13 protein-coding genes and 1 pseudogene are annotated in these 16247 nt (G+C 70.5%); 4 read left to right on the top strand and 10 right to left on the bottom strand.

Annotated features, from left to right (window positions below):
* Positions 1-6: 6 nt before the first annotated feature.
* From treZ to glgX, 3 genes are read right to left on the bottom strand one after another with little or no spacing between them, the layout of a single operon-like run.
* Positions 7-1770: a malto-oligosyltrehalose trehalohydrolase gene (gene treZ, locus ACFMQL_RS21335; RefSeq protein WP_378786755.1), complete on the bottom strand. Its 1764-nt coding sequence runs from the start codon at positions 1768-1770 to the stop codon at positions 7-9.
* Between the two features lie 25 nt (positions 1771-1795).
* Positions 1796-3943: a malto-oligosyltrehalose synthase gene (treY, locus tag ACFMQL_RS21330; protein ID WP_378786753.1), complete on the bottom strand. Its 2148-nt coding sequence runs from the start codon at positions 3941-3943 to the stop codon at positions 1796-1798.
* Positions 3936-6029 carry a glycogen debranching protein GlgX gene (glgX, locus tag ACFMQL_RS21325; RefSeq protein ID WP_364060858.1) on the bottom strand — a complete coding sequence of 698 codons (2094 nt, stop codon included), beginning with the start codon at positions 6027-6029 and terminating at the stop codon, positions 3936-3938. Before glgX ends, treY begins: the two co-directional genes overlap by 8 nt.
* Positions 6030-6904: 875 nt before the next feature.
* On the opposite strand from glgX, the gene pip reads away from it, so the two are divergent.
* Positions 6905-7870: a prolyl aminopeptidase gene (pip, locus tag ACFMQL_RS21320; RefSeq protein ID WP_364060852.1), complete on the top strand. Its 966-nt coding sequence runs from the start codon at positions 6905-6907 to the stop codon at positions 7868-7870.
* Here pip and ACFMQL_RS21315 read toward each other — a convergent pair.
* A complete protein-coding gene (locus ACFMQL_RS21315) occupies positions 7801-8412 on the bottom strand; it encodes a phosphatase PAP2 family protein (RefSeq protein WP_364060849.1) in 612 nt (203 codons plus the stop codon). The genes pip and ACFMQL_RS21315 overlap by 70 nt on opposite strands.
* Before the next feature lie 83 nt (positions 8413-8495).
* The gene (locus tag ACFMQL_RS21310) at positions 8496-8753 is read right to left on the bottom strand and encodes a hypothetical protein (protein ID WP_364060846.1); all 258 of its coding nucleotides are present in this window, start codon (positions 8751-8753) and stop codon (positions 8496-8498) included.
* A 124-nt stretch (positions 8754-8877) separates the two neighbouring features.
* On the opposite strand from ACFMQL_RS21310, the gene ACFMQL_RS21305 reads away from it, so the two are divergent.
* Entirely contained in the window at positions 8878-9672 is a 795-nt protein-coding gene (locus ACFMQL_RS21305; protein WP_364060843.1) for a universal stress protein, read from the top strand.
* Here the strand turns inward: ACFMQL_RS21305 and ACFMQL_RS21300 are convergent.
* Positions 9669-10787 carry a glycosyltransferase gene (locus ACFMQL_RS21300; RefSeq protein ID WP_378786750.1) on the bottom strand — a complete coding sequence of 373 codons (1119 nt, stop codon included), beginning with the start codon at positions 10785-10787 and terminating at the stop codon, positions 9669-9671. The two genes, ACFMQL_RS21305 and ACFMQL_RS21300, sit on opposite strands and share 4 nt — an antisense overlap.
* 152 nt (positions 10788-10939) lie before the next feature.
* Positions 10940-11194 carry a hypothetical protein gene (locus tag ACFMQL_RS21295; protein WP_364061404.1) on the bottom strand — a complete coding sequence of 85 codons (255 nt, stop codon included), beginning with the start codon at positions 11192-11194 and terminating at the stop codon, positions 10940-10942.
* On the opposite strand from ACFMQL_RS21295, the gene ACFMQL_RS21290 reads away from it, so the two are divergent.
* Together ACFMQL_RS21290 and ACFMQL_RS21285 are read left to right on the top strand one after the other, a co-directional pair.
* Entirely contained in the window at positions 11090-11977 is an 888-nt protein-coding gene (locus ACFMQL_RS21290) for a Gfo/Idh/MocA family oxidoreductase (RefSeq protein WP_364061379.1), read from the top strand. The two genes, ACFMQL_RS21295 and ACFMQL_RS21290, sit on opposite strands and share 105 nt — an antisense overlap.
* Positions 11967-13073 carry a zinc-binding alcohol dehydrogenase gene (locus tag ACFMQL_RS21285; protein ID WP_378786748.1) on the top strand — a complete coding sequence of 369 codons (1107 nt, stop codon included), beginning with the start codon at positions 11967-11969 and terminating at the stop codon, positions 13071-13073. Before ACFMQL_RS21290 ends, ACFMQL_RS21285 begins: the two co-directional genes overlap by 11 nt.
* A 9-nt stretch (positions 13074-13082) precedes the next feature.
* Here the strand turns inward: ACFMQL_RS21285 and ACFMQL_RS21280 are convergent.
* The 3 genes and pseudogenes from ACFMQL_RS21280 to ACFMQL_RS21270 form a co-directional block, all read right to left on the bottom strand.
* Positions 13083-14261: pseudogene (locus tag ACFMQL_RS21280) on the bottom strand (hypothetical protein); the annotation flags it as partial.
* Positions 14258-15043, bottom strand: a complete 786-nt coding sequence (locus tag ACFMQL_RS21275; protein WP_364060834.1) for a sugar phosphate isomerase/epimerase family protein — start codon at positions 15041-15043, stop codon at positions 14258-14260. The pseudogene ACFMQL_RS21280 and the gene ACFMQL_RS21275, both read right to left, overlap by 4 nt.
* Before the next feature lie 2 nt (positions 15044-15045).
* A complete protein-coding gene (locus ACFMQL_RS21270; RefSeq protein WP_364060831.1) occupies positions 15046-16074 on the bottom strand; it encodes a zinc-binding alcohol dehydrogenase in 1029 nt (342 codons plus the stop codon).
* Between the last annotated feature and the right edge of the window lie 173 nt (positions 16075-16247).

The following is a 16247-nucleotide window of genomic DNA, read 5'->3' as shown; positions in this document are numbered from 1 at the left end:
CGAGGGTCAGGCGGGGCGGGTGATCGCTAGTGACTGGCCGGGGAGGCGCAGGCCGTTCTCGTCGTACTTCACCGGCTCGTCCGACGCGAGCAGCACCGTCCCCTTCCCCACCGGTCCCCTCCCCACCGGCCCTCTCCCCACCGGCCCTCTCCCCACCGGCCCTCTCCCCACCGGCCCTCTCCCCACCGGCCCTCTCCCCACCGGCACCGTCACCGTCTCGTCCGCGAAGTTCACCGCCACCGCCAGCGTCCCCCGCCACATGAGCAGCCACCGCGACAAAGGATCGATCTCCACCCGCACCCGGTCGAGCCGCGGGTCGGACAGCTCGGGCATGGCCTTGCGCAACGCGATCAGGTCGCGGTACCAGCACAGCAGCGACCAGTGCGCCTCCTCCTTCACCTCGCTCCAGTCGAGCTTGGAGCGCAGGAACGTCTCCTCGTCGGACGGATCGGGCGCGTCCCACCGGTAGCCGAAGCCGACGAACTCCCGCTCGCGCCGCGTCCCCTCGCTCTCCCGCAGCTCGGGGTCCACGTGGTCGGAGAAGAACAGGAACGGCGAGCGCGCGCCCCACTCCTCCCCCATGAACAGCATCGGCGTGAACGGCGAGGTGAGCAGCAGCCCGGCGCCGAGTTTGAGCGCCGTCAACGAGAGCCGGTCGCCGAGCGGGCGGTTGCCGATCTGGTCGTGGTTCTGCAGGCAGGCGACGAGCCGATGACCGGGGACGCCGGCGAAGGAGGCGCCGTGGGAGCGGGCGCGGAAGCTGGAGTACGTACCGTCGTGCACGACCCCCTGCGTGAGCACCTTGGCGAGCGCGGAGAGATCGGCGAAGTCCTGGTAGTAGCCGTGGCTCTCGCCGGAGACCGCGCAGTGCAGGGCGTGGTGGACGTCGTCGTTCCACTGCGCTGTCATGCCGAGGCCGCCCGCGTCGAGCGAGCGGACCATGCGGGGGTCGTTGAGGTCGGACTCGGCGATCAGCGCCAGGGGACGCCCGACGGCGCAGGCCAGCGCGTCCACCTCGGCGGACAGCTCGGCCAGCAGATGGGTGGCGCGCCGGTCGTGGAGCGCGTGCACGGCGTCGAGGCGCAGCCCGTCGATGTGGTAGTCGCGCAGCCACTGCAGGGCGTTGCCGATGAAGTAGCGGCGCACCTCGTCGGAGCCGGGCCCGTCGAGGTTGACCGCCTCGCCCCAGTAGCTGCCCTCGAACCCGGCGAAGTACGGCCCGAACGGCCGCAGGAAGTTGCCGGACGGCCCGAGGTGGTTGTAGACGACGTCGAGGATGACGCCGATCCCGGCCCGGTGGCAGGCGTCCACGAACATCTTGAGCCCGTCGGGCCCGCCGTACGTCTCGTTCACCGCGTACAGATCGACCCCGTCGTAGCCCCAGTTGCGCGTGCCGGGCACGGGCGCGACCGGCATGATCTCGACGAAGTCCACGGCCAGCTCGACGAGGTGCGGCAGCTTCTCGATGGCGGCGGCGAACGTCCCCTCCTGAGTGAACGTGCCGATGTGCAGCTCGTAGATCACGCCGCCGCGCAGGTCGCGGCCCTTCCAGTCGTGGTCGGACCAGGTGAAGCGGTCGTGCTCGTAGACGGCGCTCGGCCCGAAGACGCCCTCGGGCTGGCGGCGGGAGCGCGGGTCGGGGAAGGGGCCGTCGCCGTCCACCAGGTACGCGTACCGGGTGCCGTGGCCGGCCTCCGCGACCTCCAGCGACCACCACCCTCCTTCGCCGCGTTCCATCGCCCGGCGGGAGCCCAGGGTCTCGACTTCCACCGCCGTCGCCTTCGGTGCCCAGACCTCAAAGATCATGTCTCTCCAGGAGTGCGACCGGGTACTGACCGAGCAGGTGAGCGAGCGGGATGCGACCGGTGTGCAGGCAGCCGGTGAGCAGGTCCCTCCAGGTGCCGGAGGGCAGCGTCAGCGTGGTGGCCCCCCATCCGCCGGCGGCGGCCAGGCGTACGGGGAGCCGCGTCGCCACCGCGACGGCGCGCGGCCGGTCGCCCCTGGCGAAGGCGATCACGTGCCCGGCGCGTTCGCCCTCGGCCCGCAGCGGCAGGTACGCGGCCTCGCCGCCGAGCCGCCGCCGCAGCCGCAGCGCCTGGGTGGTGACGAGCAGCTTGGCGGAGTCCCATGCGGTCTCGGGCTTGCGCGGGTACGTCACCGGCCGCCGGTTGTCGGGATCGACCAGCGAGAAGTCGGTGGTCTCGTTGCCCTGGTAGACGTCGGGGACGCCGGGCATCATGAGCTGCACCAGCTTGGCCCCGAGCGAGTTGGACATCGCGTACGGGTCGATGCGCTCGGTGAACCCGCCGACCGGCAGGCGCACGGCGGCCTCGGCGAAGGCCCGCAGCCGCCGCTCGTAGGCGGGGTCGGGGCTGACCCAGGAGATCGCGGTCTTGGCCTCGCGCGCCGCCTTGAGCAGGTAGTCGGTGAAGCGCTCGACGGAGATCGGCCAGGCCGCCATGAGGTTCTGCCAGGCCAGGTAGTCGAGGTGCGGGTCGAAGCTGACCTGCGCCGACCACTCGGCCACGGCCGCCGCCCACTCCCCCGGCATCTCCGACAGCACGGCGAGCCGCGCCCGTACGTCCTCCGAGCGCTTGGTGTCGTGAGTGGACAGCGTGGTCATCGCGTACGGCGGCATCCGCGCGCAGAACTCGTGGAACTCCTCCACCGGGATTCCGAAGACGTCCGGCTCGCCGCCCACCTCGTTGAGGCAGGCCAGCGGAAACCACCGGTAGAGCGCGGTGTCCTCGACCCCCTTGGCCATGACGGGGCCGCACGCCTGCTGGAAGCGCACGATCGACTCGGCGGAGCCGTACAGGACCTCCTGGACGAGCGGGCGGACGGCGGGCGAGCAGGTCGCGGCGGCCCGCTCGACGATTTCGACGGACTCGGGCGGCGGCGGCTCGCCCGGCACCACGTACGCGCGGTAGACCGGCATCGCGGCGAGCAGCTCCCGCACGGCCTCGGGCGCGCACGAGGTGACCCTGGCCAGCCGCTCCACCTCGGCACCGAAGAACAGGTCGATCACCTCGCGCTTGGCCTGCGCCATCACCTGCCGGTAGTCGGCCGGCTGGCCGGTCAGCCGGGTGAACAGCTCGATCAGCGGCTCCTTGCCCTCGGGATCGACGAACAGGCCGCCCACCCGGTTGAGCACGTCGTAGCCGGTGGTGCCGTCGCACGCCCAGTCGGCGGGCAGCCGCTCGGGTCCGATGAGGATCTTCTCGACCACCGTCCATGCGTTGCCCGCGCGGGCGCGCAGGCGTTCGAGGTAGCCGCGCGGGTCGGCGAGGCCGTCGGGGTGATCGACGCGCAGCCCGTCCACCAGCCCCTCGTCCAGCAGCCAGAAGATCACCTCGTGGGTCGCGAACATCACCGCCGGGTCCTCGACGCGCAGCCCGATCAGCGACGACACGTCGAAGAAGCGCCGGTAGCCGGGGCCCTCGCGCCAGTCGACCAGCCGGTAGTGGCCCGGGTACGGGAACGCGTGCTCGTGGTAGCGCAGCACGTCGCCGTCCACGACGGGCTCCACGTCGTCGCCGAGCACGGGCAGCGCGACCTTCCCGTCCACCCAGTCGATGTCGAACCAGTTCGCGTACGGCGACTCCGGCCCGTCCTTCAGCACCGACCAGAACGCGGCGTTCATCGTGTTCATGTGGTTGGGCACGATGTCCAGCACGATGCCGAGATCGTGCGCGGCGAGCTGCTGCGCCATCTCTCTGAAGCCGGTCGCGCCGCCGAACTCCTCCCTGATGCGGGAGTGGTCGGTCACGTCGTAGCCGTGCCGCGACTCGGGCGTGGCCTGCAGGATCGGCGACAGGTAGACGTGGCTGACGCCGAGGTCGCGCAGCTGGCCGGCGATCTCGGCCACCTCCGCGAAACCGAAGTCGGGGGTGAGCTGCACCCGGTACGTGGACGTGGGCTTCACCACGGCGGGCTCAGGCACGGCGCAGCACCCGTACGCTGCGGCCCGGCACGTCGATGGCGTCCCCCGCCTTCACCATGCGAGCGTCGAGCCTGATCGGCATGGCCGTGTCGATCTCGGTGTGCCACATCTCGCCATAGTCCTTGGGGATCGTGAACGTGATCGTGTCGTGGTGCGCGTTGAACAGCAGCAGGAACGAGTCGTCCCTGATCGGCCGGCCGCGCCGGTCGGGCTCGGTGATGGCGTCGCCGTTGAGGAAGACGGCCAGCGACTTGGCGTAGCCGACGTTCCAGTCGCTGTCGGTCATCTCCTCCCCTGCCGGGGTGAGCCAGGCGATGTCGCTCAGGCCGCGTACGGGCTTGCCGTAGAAGAAGCGGCGGCGGCGGAAGACCGGATGCTTCTTGCGCAGCGCCGCCAGGCTCTGGGTGAACTCCAGCAGCAGCCAGTTCTCCCTGACGTCGGACCAGTCCACCCAGGTCAGCTCGTTGTCCTGGCAGTAGCCGTTGTTGTTGCCTTTCTGGGTGCGGCCCAGCTCGTCGCCGTGGGAGAGCATCGGCACGCCCTGCGACAGGAACAGCGTGGTGAGGAAGTTGCGCTTCTGCTGCTCGCGCAGCGACTCGACGGCGATGCCCGCCGGGCCCTCCTCGCCGCAGTTCCACGACCGGTTGTCGTCGGTGCCGTCGCGGTTGCCCTCCTTGTTCGCCTCGTTGTGCTTGTGGTTGTACGACACCAGGTCCTGAAGCGTGAACCCGTCGTGGCAGGTGACGAAGTTGATCGAGGCGGCGGGGCGGCGGCTGTCGTCCTTGTAGAGGTCGCTGGAGCCGGTGAAGCGGGAGCCGAACTCCGGCAGCGTGGCCGGCTGGCCGCGCCACAGGTCGCGGATGGTGTCGCGGTAGCGGCCGTTCCACTCCGTCCAGCGCGAGGGGAAGTTGCCGACCTGGTAGCCGCCGGGGCCGACGTCCCACGGCTCGGCGATGAGCTTGACCTGCGACAGCACCGGGTCCTGCTGCACCAGGTCGAAGAACGCGCTCAGCCGGTCCACCTCGTGCAGCTCCCTGGCCAGCGTCGAGGCCAGGTCGAAGCGGAACCCGTCGACATGCATCTCGATGACCCAGTAGCGGAGCGAGTCCATGATCATCTGCAGCACGTGGGGCGAGCGCATGAGCAGGCTGTTGCCGGTGCCCGTGGTGTCGACGTAATAGCGCGGGTCGTCCTCGACCAGCCGGTAGTAGTTGATGTTGTCGATGCCGCGGAAGCTCAGCGTCGGCCCGAGATGGTTGCCCTCGGCGGTGTGGTTGTAGACGACGTCGAGGATCACCTCGATGCCCGCCTCGTGCAGCGAGCGCACCATCGCCTTGAACTCCAGCACCTGCCCGCCGCGCTGCCCCTGGCTGGAGTAGCGGTTGTGCGGGGCGAAGAACCCGATCGAGTTGTAGCCCCAGTAGTTGGACAGGCCGCGCTGCTCCAGGATGTGATCGGTGACGAACTGGTGCACCGGCATCAGCTCGATCGCCGTCACGCCCAGCTTGGTGAGGTGGTCGAGGATCTCCGGGTGGCCGAGCGCCGCGTACGTGCCGCGCAGATGCTTCGGGATCTTGGGGTGGCTGATCGTCAGCCCCCGCACGTGGGCCTCGTAGATCACCGTGTCGTGGTACGGCGTCGCCGGCGGCCGATCATGACCCCACCCGAAGAACGGGTTGATGACGATCGAGCGCGGCACGTACGGCGCCGAGTCGAGATCGTTCCTGGAGTCGGGCTGGCCGAAGCGGTAACCGTAGACCGCCTCGTGCCACTGCACGCCGCCCTCGATGGCCATCGCGTACGGGTCCAGCAGCAGCTTGGCCGGGTTGCAGCGCAGCCCGCGCGCCGGGTCGTACGGCCCGTGCACGCGGTAGCCGTAACGCTGGCCGGGCCCGATGCCCGGCAGGTAGCCGTGCCAGATGAAGCCGTCCACCTCGGTCAGCGGCACCCGCGACTCGACGTTGTCGTCGTCGAACAGGCACAGCTCGACCTTGTCCGCGACCTCGGTGTAAAGCGAGAAGTTCGTGCCGGCCCCGTCGTACGTGGCCCCGAGCGGATAGGGGTCTCCCGGCCAGATCTCGATCATCGAGGCTCCCTTGCGGTCTTTCCCCATGTTCCGTTCCCCCGCTCCACGCGACAAGCCCGCCCCCCGGACGACCCTGTTCCTTCCCACGCCACGCCCGTGATCACTCCGCCGGGCCCCAGGTCAACGGGGTGGGCCGTCCCCGACGGCGCGAAAGCCGCCGATCGGCCCCGAGTGCCTGCCCCGAGGCGCGCCAATGCACGGCCCACCTGGTGCCGGATTAGGAAAAACCCAGGTAGTGACACACGGCACGGGTGCGGGTCCGTCAAGATGGACCGATGAGCGTTGAGTTGATGGTCTGGGACGAACCGGTGCCGATCAGCAGGGACCAGGCGCGCGCGACGTACCTGGCGGTCAAGCGGACCGAACCCGGCGGCGGCCCCGTACCCGACGTCGCCAAGGAGCTCCCGGGGGAGATCACGCTCTACCCCGGGCACGTGCTGGTGACGATGGACCTCGACACGATGGACGAGGTCTCCGCGCAGGTCTTCACCGTGGCCCGCGCGCACGGCATGGTCTGCTACGACCCGCAGCGCGACCTGGTGCACAACGTCGCGCCGCTCGGCGTCTACGAGGGCATGCAGCTCCACACCGGAGACGGCATGATCGTGCACGATCCGGACCTCGGGCTCGTGCACGACGTGCTGGGCACGATGTCGGCGCAGAACCCGTTCGTGGCGCTGGTCAACTTCGGCCTGGCACTTCATCCAGGTGTCACCGGGGTACGAGCTGGAGTACAAGGAGGGGACGCTGGTGCGCACGACGGTGGAGGAGCTGGCGGAGGTGCGGCAGGCGTTCCACGAGTACGCGACCGGCGAACGGGGCTTCCTCAACCGGCACACGTGGTCTCAGTGACCGATGCGGCAGGATCTGGGCTTATGAGAACTCTGTACCCGCCCATCGACCCGTACGACTCCGGCCTGCTCGACGTGGGCGACGGCAACCAGATCTACTACGAGGTCTGCGGCAACCCCGAAGGCAAGCCCGCGGTCATGCTGCACGGCGGTCCCGGCGGCGGGTGCAGCGCGAGCCACCGGCGCCAGTGGGACCCTGAGCGTTACCGCATCGTCCTGTTCGACCAGCGCAACTGCGGACGCAGTCTGCCGCACGCCTCCGACCCCGCCACCGACCTGAGCACGAACACGACCTGGCACCTGGTGGCCGACATGGAGCGGCTGCGCGAGCACCTGGGCATCGAGCGGTGGCAGGTGTTCGGCGGGTCGTGGGGCAGCGCGCTGGCCCTGGCCTACGCCCAGACGCACCCCGGCAGGGTGACCGAGCTGATCCTGCGCGGCATCTTCACGCTGCGCCCGCAGGAGCTGCACTGGTTCTACCAGGAAGGCGCCTCGTACGTCTTCCCCGACCTGTGGGAGCGATTCCTGGAGCCGATTCCCGAGGACGAGCGGGGCGACCTCATGGCCGCCTACCGCAGGCGGCTGGAGGGCGACGACGACGCGGCCCGGCTGGCCGCGGCCAGGGCGTGGTCACAGTGGGAGGGCGGCACGGTCACGCTGCTGCCCGATCCTGAGCTGGTGGACGACTTCGGCGAGGCGCGCAAGGCCGTCGCCTTCGCGAGGATCGAGAACCACTACTTCACCCACGGCGGCTGGTTCGAGCCCGAGCAGCTCATCCGCGACGTGCACAAGATCCGCCACATCCCCGCGGTGATCGTCCAGGGCCGCCAGGACATGTGCACGCCCGTGGCCACGGCCTGGGACCTGCACAAGGCGTGGCCCGAGGCGGAGTTCCACCTGGTGGCCGGGGCCGGGCACGCCTATTCGGAGCCGGGCATCCTCGACCGGTTGATCGCCGCCACGGACGGGTTCGCGGACTCGGGGAAGTAGCGGGGCAGCCGGGCGCGCAACAGCCGTACGGCGGGGGTGACCGCCCCCACCACGAGCAGCGCGAACAGCGGCGCCAAGGTCACGCCGAGCAGGAAGCCGGCGGCCACGTCGTGCGGGTAGTGCACGCCCACGAAGACCCGCGAGAACGCCATGACGGCGGCCAGCGGGAACACCACCCAGGCCAGGGCGCGCCAGCACAGCATCAGGGTGGCCGCGGCGCCGGCGGCGATCACGGAGTGGTTGCTGGGGAAGGACCAGTCGTCCGGCGGCGGGCAGGCGGCGATCGTCGCGATCCCGCCCCGGCACGGCCGGTCCTCCTTCACGAACACCTTGATGACCTCGCTCAGCACGTACGCGAGCACGATCCCGGCCGGCCCGGCGACGACGAGCGCCAGGTCACGCGCGGGCCCGCGCCAGGCCCGCACCGCGGCCACGACGAAGAGCAACGCGAACACGAAGAGTCCCGCGTCCGTGCCTATCTCGGCGACGGTGTGCAGCCATGCGGGGGTGCTGAGAGCGAAGTCGACGATGTCCTGGTACACGCCTGTCCAATCGATGAATATCCGATGGACAGCACCTTACGAACAGGAAGCCGCCGACGCCTCCACCATAAGGGTGAATGTCGTCAAGTGAGGAGCTGACGCGCCAGAGCCTCCTGTTTCGCCTCCAGCTCGGCGCGGGTGATCAGCCCGCGGTCGAACGCCTCGGTGGCGGCGTCGCGCTCGGCGACGTAGTAGGCGGCCATGATCTCGCTGCGCAGCGGGGTGAAGCCGCGCTCGACACAGTCGGCGAAGACGGTGGCCTTCTTGTCGACCTCGTCGGCGGCGACCGTGCAGGCCAGATCCCGTTCCCTGAGCTGCTGAACCGCTTCACGAAGGGTCACGGGGCCAAGAGACCCGTTGAAACGGGTATCAAGAGTGATCTTCACGTTCTTTACGCCTCCGAATGTGTGAAACATTCGGATCAAGGTCGCGTATTCCCAGGTGAGAGCGGGTAAGAGGGCCTTCGTGATCGGAGCGCACGTGATCGTCGGATATGCGAACGACCCGGGCGGGCGGGACGCGCTCGCCCTGTCCGCCGCGATCACCCGTGTCACCGGTGGCGAGCTGACGGTCGCCACGATCTACCCGCCGAACAGCCCGGGCCTGGCGGTCGAGGCGCAGGCCAACCTGGCGCACGCGGCCGAGGAGCTGGGGCCGGTGCCGGCCGAGTTCATCACGTTCGAGAGCCGGGGCACGGGACGCGGGCTCGCGGTGCTGGCCAGCAGGATCAGGGCCGACTTGATCGTGGTCGGGTCGGCGGACGGCGGGCAGCACGGCCGCATCTCGATCGGTTCGACCGCCGACCACCTGCTGCACATGTCGCCCGAGGCGGTGATGCTGGCGCCCGCGGGTTACCTGCCGCCCGAGGAGCCGGCCAGGCTCACGCTGGCCTACGTTCATCGGCCGCAGTGCGACGCGGCGGTCGAGCAGGTGGCGCAGGCCGCGCTGCGGCTCGGCGTGCGGCTGCGGCTGATCACGCTCGACCTGCGTACCGACGACCAGGGCAGGCTCCGCGACGATCTCGCGCTGGCCGTACGGCTGGCCTGGGAGAGCACCGGCATCGAGGCGGAGGCCGAGGTGGCCGAGGGCCACGACGTCGCCGCCGCGCTCGCCGGCGTGGAGTGGCTGGACGGCGAGCTGCTGGTATGCGCGGCGAGCGAGGACGCCCAGCCGCACCGGGTGTTCCTGGGCGAGCTGGCGATGAAGGTGCTGCGCGCCTCCCCGCGCCCGGTCGCCGTCCTGCCGCGCGGGTTCGGCTAACGGCGTCCGATCACCTGCTCGTACAGCTCCAGGTACCGGTCGGCCATGACGGACGGCGAGAAGCGGCGGCGGGCCTCGCGGCGGCACTCCTCAGGGTCGATCTCGTCGGCCCGCAGGATCCACTCCGCCAGCTCCTCCTCGGTGCCGGCGAGGAAGCCGGTACGCCCGTGGTCGATGAGCTCCGGCAGGCAGCCGCGGCGCAGCCCGATCGGCGGCACGCCGAGTGCCAGGGCCTCGACGACGGCGGTGCCGCCGGGCTCGTCCCACTGGATGGGGAAGAGCGCGGCGCGGGCGGAGCCGTACAGCTCGTCGCGCTCCTGCCCGCCCACCGCGCCGGCCCAGCGGACGACCTCGCCGTCGAGGTAGGGGGCGACCTGGTCGAGGTGGTAGCGGACGTCGGGGTGGCCGTGCAGCGGCTGGTAGGGGTTCTGGGCGACGTCGTCCAGCTCGGCCTGCGAGTCGCGGGCGCTCACGGGGCCGGCGAGCACCAGCGGCAGGCCCAGCTTCTGGCAGATCCTGGCGGCCACGTGCTGGCCCTTCAAGGGGCAGATGCGGCCCATCACGACCAGGTGCTCGCCACGCGGGACGCGGACGTCGCGGCCGGCGAGCGGGGTGGCGAGGTGGATCGCGCCCAGTGAGGCGGCGCGCAGGGCCTCGGGGGCGCGGGCGAGCTGCGACCGCGACACGCCGTTGACGGCGATCGAGGAGGGGAACGCGCCGTAGAAGGCCGGGTGCTTGCACAGGTCCCAGTGCAGGGTGTGCAGGACGGGCGGCCCGCCGCACGCCGACAGCACCGCGGGGCCGACCACCTCCACGTGGTCGTGCACGAGGTCGATGTCGTCGCGCCCGCGCAGCTCGGACACGACCCTGGCGAGATGGGCGTGCGTGATGCCCATGACCTGGTTGTACGGCTTCTGCAGCTCACCGAACTGACCCTCGTCGTAGGCGTGGATCAGCTCGTCCGCCTCCAGGGTGCTTGAGCCGACGGAGGCGAGCACGACGCCGACCCCGCGCTCGCGCAGCGCGGGCACCAGCGTGGCCACGACGTTCTCGATGCCGCCGTAGCCCGCGGGCGGGACCTCCAGCCACGGTCCGGCGTTCACCAGGACTTTCATCGAAACCTCCGAGGAAACCCCGGCACGAGCGTGCCGGTCGCCGCAGGCCGGCCGTCGACCGGCCATTTCGCGGCCGTGCTCGAATGCGGCCCGTACCATTCACGGACCCTGGCGAAGGCGCGCGGATCTTCTCCATGCATCAGCCCCGAATCTCAAAGAGGTCCAAGCCTCTGCCCGAGCCCCAGGCCCTCGAACATGTCCGTTTGATTCGGGCCACAGGTGGCATATGCCGGATCGTGTCCCCGAAAACGCGTGTCGGCATCATCGGTGCCGGAAATGTCGCCGCTCGCCATGCCGATGTCCTGTCCGGCCTCCCCGATGTCACGATCGCCGGAATCGCCGACACCGATTCCCGCAGGGCCGGGGCCCTCGCCGCCAAGCACGGCTCCCCCGCTTATGGCGGCCATGCCGACCTGCTCGACGCGGGCGGTCTCGACGCCGTGTACGTCTGCGTGCCGCCTTTCGCGCACGGCGACCCAGAACTCGATGTTTTGTCGTGCAATATCCCGGTTTTCGTGGAAAAGCCACTATCTCTTGACCTGCGGACCGCCGAAAACATCGCAGCAGAAATACAGCGGAGATCTCTGCCCTCCGCCGTAGGACATCATTGGAGATATCTAGACATAGTCGGGCAAGCGCATGACCTGCTCGCCGGACGTCCCGTACACCTGGCGCTCGGCCATTGGCTGGACAAGGTGCCGCCCGTCTCCTGGTGGCTCGACCCCGTCCGATCGGGCGGCCAGATCATCGAGCAGGCCGTGCACGTGCTCGACCTCGCTCGGGCGCTGGTCGGCGAGGTGTCGATGGTGCACGCGGTGCCGGGCGGCGCCCGCGAGGACGGCGAGATCGACCGGGCCACCTCCGCCGTCATGCGCTTCGCCGGGGGCGCGGCCGGGCTGCTCGCCACGTCCTGCCTGCTCACCCGCAAGCACCGGGTCGGCCTCGAGGTGTGCGCGGACGGCATCGCGCTGGAGCTGAGCGAGACCAGGCTGCTGGTGGACGGCCACCGCGCCATCGAGGACGACGGGCGGGCCAAGGTCCGGGTGGACCGCGAGTTCATCAACGCGGTGCAGGGCAAGGCGGCCGACGTGCGCGTACCGTACGAGGAGGCGCTGCGCACCCACCGCCTGGCGCTGGCACTCGCCCGATCCGCAGCCGAGCAGAGGCCGGTGACGCTCGATGACCAGTGAGACGCTCAGCATCGAGGCGCCCGGCGAGGTGTGCCTGGTCGAGGAGAAGCTGCCCGACCTGCCGGAGGGCGGCTTCATGGTCGCGACCACCCACAGCGGCGTCTCGGCCGGCACCGAGCTGACCTACGTCAAGGGCACCAACCCCTACCTCGGCGCGAGCTGGGACCCGGCGCTCGGGCTGTTCCGCGACGGCGCGCCGTCGGTGACGTACCCGGTGCGCGGCATCGGCTACATGCAGGTGGGGCTGGTGGTCGAGACACGTACGCGGGCGGTGCGCGAAGGCGCGCTGCTCGCGATGGCGTACGGCCACCGCACCGCGTACGTGGCCGACCCGATGACCGACAGGTTCGTGGAGCTGCCCGACGACCTCGACCCGCTGCTCGGCATCTACGTCGCCCACATGGGCCCGATCTGCGCCAACGGCCTGCTGCACGCCGCACACGACCTGCACGGCCCGGCGGTGCGCGAGCTGGGCGACGGCGTGCGCGGCCGGCGCGTGGCGGTGGCCGGCGCGGGGGTGGTCGGGCTGCTGACGGCCTGCTTCGCCATGTCGGCGGGCGCGGCCGAGGTCGTGGTGGTGGACGAGACCCCGTCGCGGCTGGAGATCGCCGCCGCGCTCGGCGCGGAGACGCTGCACGCGGGCGAGGACCCGGCCGTGGTTCTGAAGCGCCGCTGGCGGCACGGCCCGAACGATCGCGGCGCCGACGTGGTCTTCCAGTGCCGTGGCCAGGCCAGGGCGCTGGCGCTCGGCCTGCGCCTGCTGCGCCCCCAGGGCACGCTGATCGACCTGGCCTTCTACACCGGCGGCGCGGAGGAGGTGCGGCTCGGCGAGGAGTTCCACCACAACGGGCTGAGCGTGCGCTGCGCCCAGATCGGGCGGGTGCCGCGCGGCCTGGCGCACGCCTGGGACAGGGAGCGGCTCTCGCACGAGACGATCGAGCTGCTCAGGCAGCGCGGTACGGCGCTACGCCGGCACCTGGTGACCCACCTCGTCGCGTTCGGCGAAGCTCCAGGCCTGTTCACAGAGCTCGCGGCCGGCCGGCTCGGCTGCGTGCAGGCTGTGCTCTGCGACGAGGTCGAGGATGAGGGCGGCTGACCAGCTGAAGTCGCGGGAGCCGTGGCCGCGCAGGGTGAACGGGTCGAAGTACTCGCGAAAGCCCGACCGGCACACCGTGCGCCGCATCGCGTCGGCGAGCGAGGCGGCGAGGTCGGGGCGGCGGTCCTTGAGCCCGTGCCAGACGAGCCAGCTCAGGTTGATCCAGCTCGGGCCGCGCCAGTAGCGGGCGGGGTCGAACTCGGTCGCGTCGAGGGCGTAGCTGGGCAGCGGCATGTCCTTCAGCCGGAACCGGTCGAGCGCGGTCGTGATCAGCGCGTCGGCCACCTCGCCGGGCAGATCTGGCAGCACGAGCGGGGTCAGCCCGGCCGCGCTCGCGGACTCGACCCGCTTGCCGGTGCGCACGTCGCGGGCCTGGAAGAGCCCGCCGTCCCACAGGTGCTCGACCATGGCGGAGGTGACGGCGGCGGCCTCGCGCTCGTGCGGCCCGGGATCGAGCCCGAGCACCCGCGCGATGTCGGCGAGCGCCGACTCGGCCAGCCCGTACGCGGCGTTGAACAGCGGATCCTCGACCTGGAACGCCCCGGGGTCGGTGTAGCCGGACTCGCGGTAGGACTCGGCCAGCGCGATGTAGCGGGCGTAGTCGCGGTCGGTCGGCCGCTCGTCGGCGCTGACCGCCTCCAGGTCTCTGCGCACGAAGCCGCCGGACGGCGCGTCCACCGCGGCCAGCGGCACGTCCCAGGCCGGGCTGTTGTCCATGCCCGACTCCCAGGGGTGCACGATCGCGATCAGCCCGTCAGCCGAGCGCCGCTGGGCCCGCAGAAACTCCTGCTGGGCCACCAGCCGCGGGTAGATGCGCCGCAGGAAGGCGTGGTCGGGCTCGGCGAGATACGTCTTCCACGCGGCCAGCGCGTGCACGGGAGGCTGCACGATGCCCGAGGTGCGCACGCCGGACGGCGCCCGCGCGGCCCAGAAGGCGGGACCGGGGAAGTAGGCGCCTTCGGGCACCTCGGGGTTGAACACGATGTGCGGCACCCGGCCGTCGCTCCACTGCGCACCGAACAGGGTCAGCAGCTCCGCCCTGGCCCTGCGCGGCGACAGGCGGGCGTTGCCGATCGCCACGAACGCGGAGTCCCAGCTCCACTGGTGGGGGTAGAGGCGACGGGAAGGGACCGTGTAGCTGCCGTCCCAGTTGCTGACCAGGACGCGCACGGCGTCGCGGAGGATCATAGGTATTTCCTGATGAAGGCGGCGGTCTGGGGCAGGACGATCTCGGGTTCGCCGCGCAGGCGGCATTCGAGCGCGAGATAACCGTCGTAGCCCACGGCGTCGAGGGTCGCGAGCTGGGCGCCCCAGTCGAGGTGGCCGGTGCCCGGCTGGTTCCTGTTGGACTCGCTGATCTGCATGTGCGCGAGATAGGGCGCGGCGTCGATGAGGGCCCGGCAGGGGTCGTCCTCTTCGATGTTCATGTGGTACGTGTCGCCGACGATCCTGATCGAGTCCATCGAGCAGTACGAGACGGCCTCGGCCAGGGTGTTGACCATGTGGTTCTCGTACCGGTTGAGCGGCTCCAGCATGATCAGCACGCCGTTGCGGTGCGCGTGCTCGCCGAGGATGCCGAGCGCCTCGGCCAGCACCTCGCGGTCCTCATCGGGGCTGCGCGGCGGCTCGAACGGCGGCAGCCTGCGGGAGAACTGCCCCCAGGAGGCCGGGGTCATGACGCCGATGCCGCCCAGCTCGGCGATGACCGTGAGCTGCGATCTGAGCTGCTGGATGGCGTCCTTGCGCTTGGCCGGGTCGAAGTCGCCGATGAAGTGGGGCATGTCCACGCAGACCGTCGGCATGACGACGCCGTCGGCCCGCGCGCGCTTGAGCTCGGTGAGCCTGCCGGCGAAGTGGAAATCGCCCTTGCCGCGCAGTTCGATCGCGTCGAAGCCGGCGTCGAGGGCGAAGGCGAACTTCTCCTGCAGGCTGCGGCCGGGCAGCAGCTGCTCCTGTACGGCGAGCTTCACGGTCACTCCTTGAATTCGAAGACGAGCTGAAGCACCTCGGACTGGTGCTTGTCGAGCAGGTCGAAGGCCGCGGGCGCCGCGTCGACGGGCACGACGTGGCTGACCAGGGCCCGCGCGTCCACCTCGCCGCGGTGAACGAGCTCCATGAACGTGCGCTGCAGCCGCTCGACGTCCCACCGGTGCGCCAGCCACGAGGCGACGCCGCCGATCTGCGCGGAGACGAGCTGGACCTGGTTGTGGTGGAACTCCTCGCCGAGCCGCAGGCCGACGCCGTCGCCCTGGTAGAACCCGGCGGCGACCACCCTGCCGCCCCTGCGCACGGTCCTGATCGCCTCGTGCAGGCCGGCGTTGCTGCCGCTCAGCTCGATGACGCTGTCGGCGCCCTCGACCCGCTTGCGCATGAACTCGGCCACCGAGCCCGAGGCGATGTCGAAGGTCTCGGCGGCGCCGAACCGCCTGGCCAGCTCAAGGCGGCCGGGGATGGCGTCGGCGGCGACCACGCGGGCGCCGCTGAGCACGGCGAGCCGGGTGGCGAGCAGCCCGATGACACCCTGCCCGAAGATCGCGATCTGGTCGCCGAGGTGCAGGTCGGCGGCGTGCACGGCGTTGAGCGCGATGGCGCCGACGCGGGCGAAGACGCCGGTCAGCGGGTCAGCGCCGGGCGGCAGCAGGTGACCTTCGAGCTTGGCGGCGGGGACGACGGCCTCGGCGCGGTGGCCCCAGATGCCCCAGACCATGCTGCCGATGGGCGGGCCGGCCACATCGGGTGCGGCCTCGACGACCTCGCCGACCTCCTGGTAGCCCCATCCGGCCAGCGGGTAGGCGAACGTCTGTCCCTCGACGAAGAGCCGGCGCTCGGTGTCCCACTTGCGAGTGAGGTAGGGGTTGGTGCCGCGGTAGGCGGTGAGCTCGGTGCCCGCGGAGACTCCCGAATAGAGCGTGCGTACCCGCACGGTGCCCGGGACGAGATCGGCGGGCTCCTCCAGGCTGACGCGGACACGGCCTGGCTCTTCGAAGGTGATGACGCGCATTCCCCAACACTTACGCTTAATGATCAAACAAAAGACAAAGATTTAGTGATTGTTTGCAAGCACTAGTTGCGCCGGAAACACGCTTAAGTCTACGACTTCCATCGGGGGTTACTGATGAAATTGGGGTTTCTGACTGCGTGTCTTCCGGAAAGCGGTCTTACCGACATAGCCCG

Origin of the sequence: Nonomuraea fastidiosa (assembly GCF_042751225.1) — a bacterium.
GTDB classification, from domain to species: domain Bacteria; phylum Actinomycetota; class Actinomycetes; order Streptosporangiales; family Streptosporangiaceae; genus Nonomuraea; species Nonomuraea fastidiosa.
The sequence above is the reverse complement of the archived record's forward strand: the minus strand, read 5'-3'. Positions and strand labels throughout refer to the sequence as shown.

What these genes read in the sequence shown, in the direction of transcription:
- glgX (WP_364060858.1), bottom strand. Translation starts at nt 6,029, where the DNA reads ATGATCGAGATCTGGCCGGGAGACCCCTATCCGCTCGGGGCCACGTAC.
- pip (WP_364060852.1), top strand. Translation starts at nt 6,905, where the DNA reads ATGAGAACTCTGTACCCGCCCATCGACCCGTACGACTCCGGCCTGCTC.
- ACFMQL_RS21300 (WP_378786750.1), bottom strand. Translation starts at nt 10,787, where the DNA reads ATGAAAGTCCTGGTGAACGCCGGACCGTGGCTGGAGGTCCCGCCCGCG.
- ACFMQL_RS21295 (WP_364061404.1), bottom strand. Translation starts at nt 11,194, where the DNA reads ATGGCCGCCATAAGCGGGGGAGCCGTGCTTGGCGGCGAGGGCCCCGGC.
- ACFMQL_RS21285 (WP_378786748.1), top strand. Translation starts at nt 11,967, where the DNA reads ATGACCAGTGAGACGCTCAGCATCGAGGCGCCCGGCGAGGTGTGCCTG.
- ACFMQL_RS21270 (WP_364060831.1), bottom strand. Translation starts at nt 16,074, where the DNA reads ATGCGCGTCATCACCTTCGAAGAGCCAGGCCGTGTCCGCGTCAGCCTG.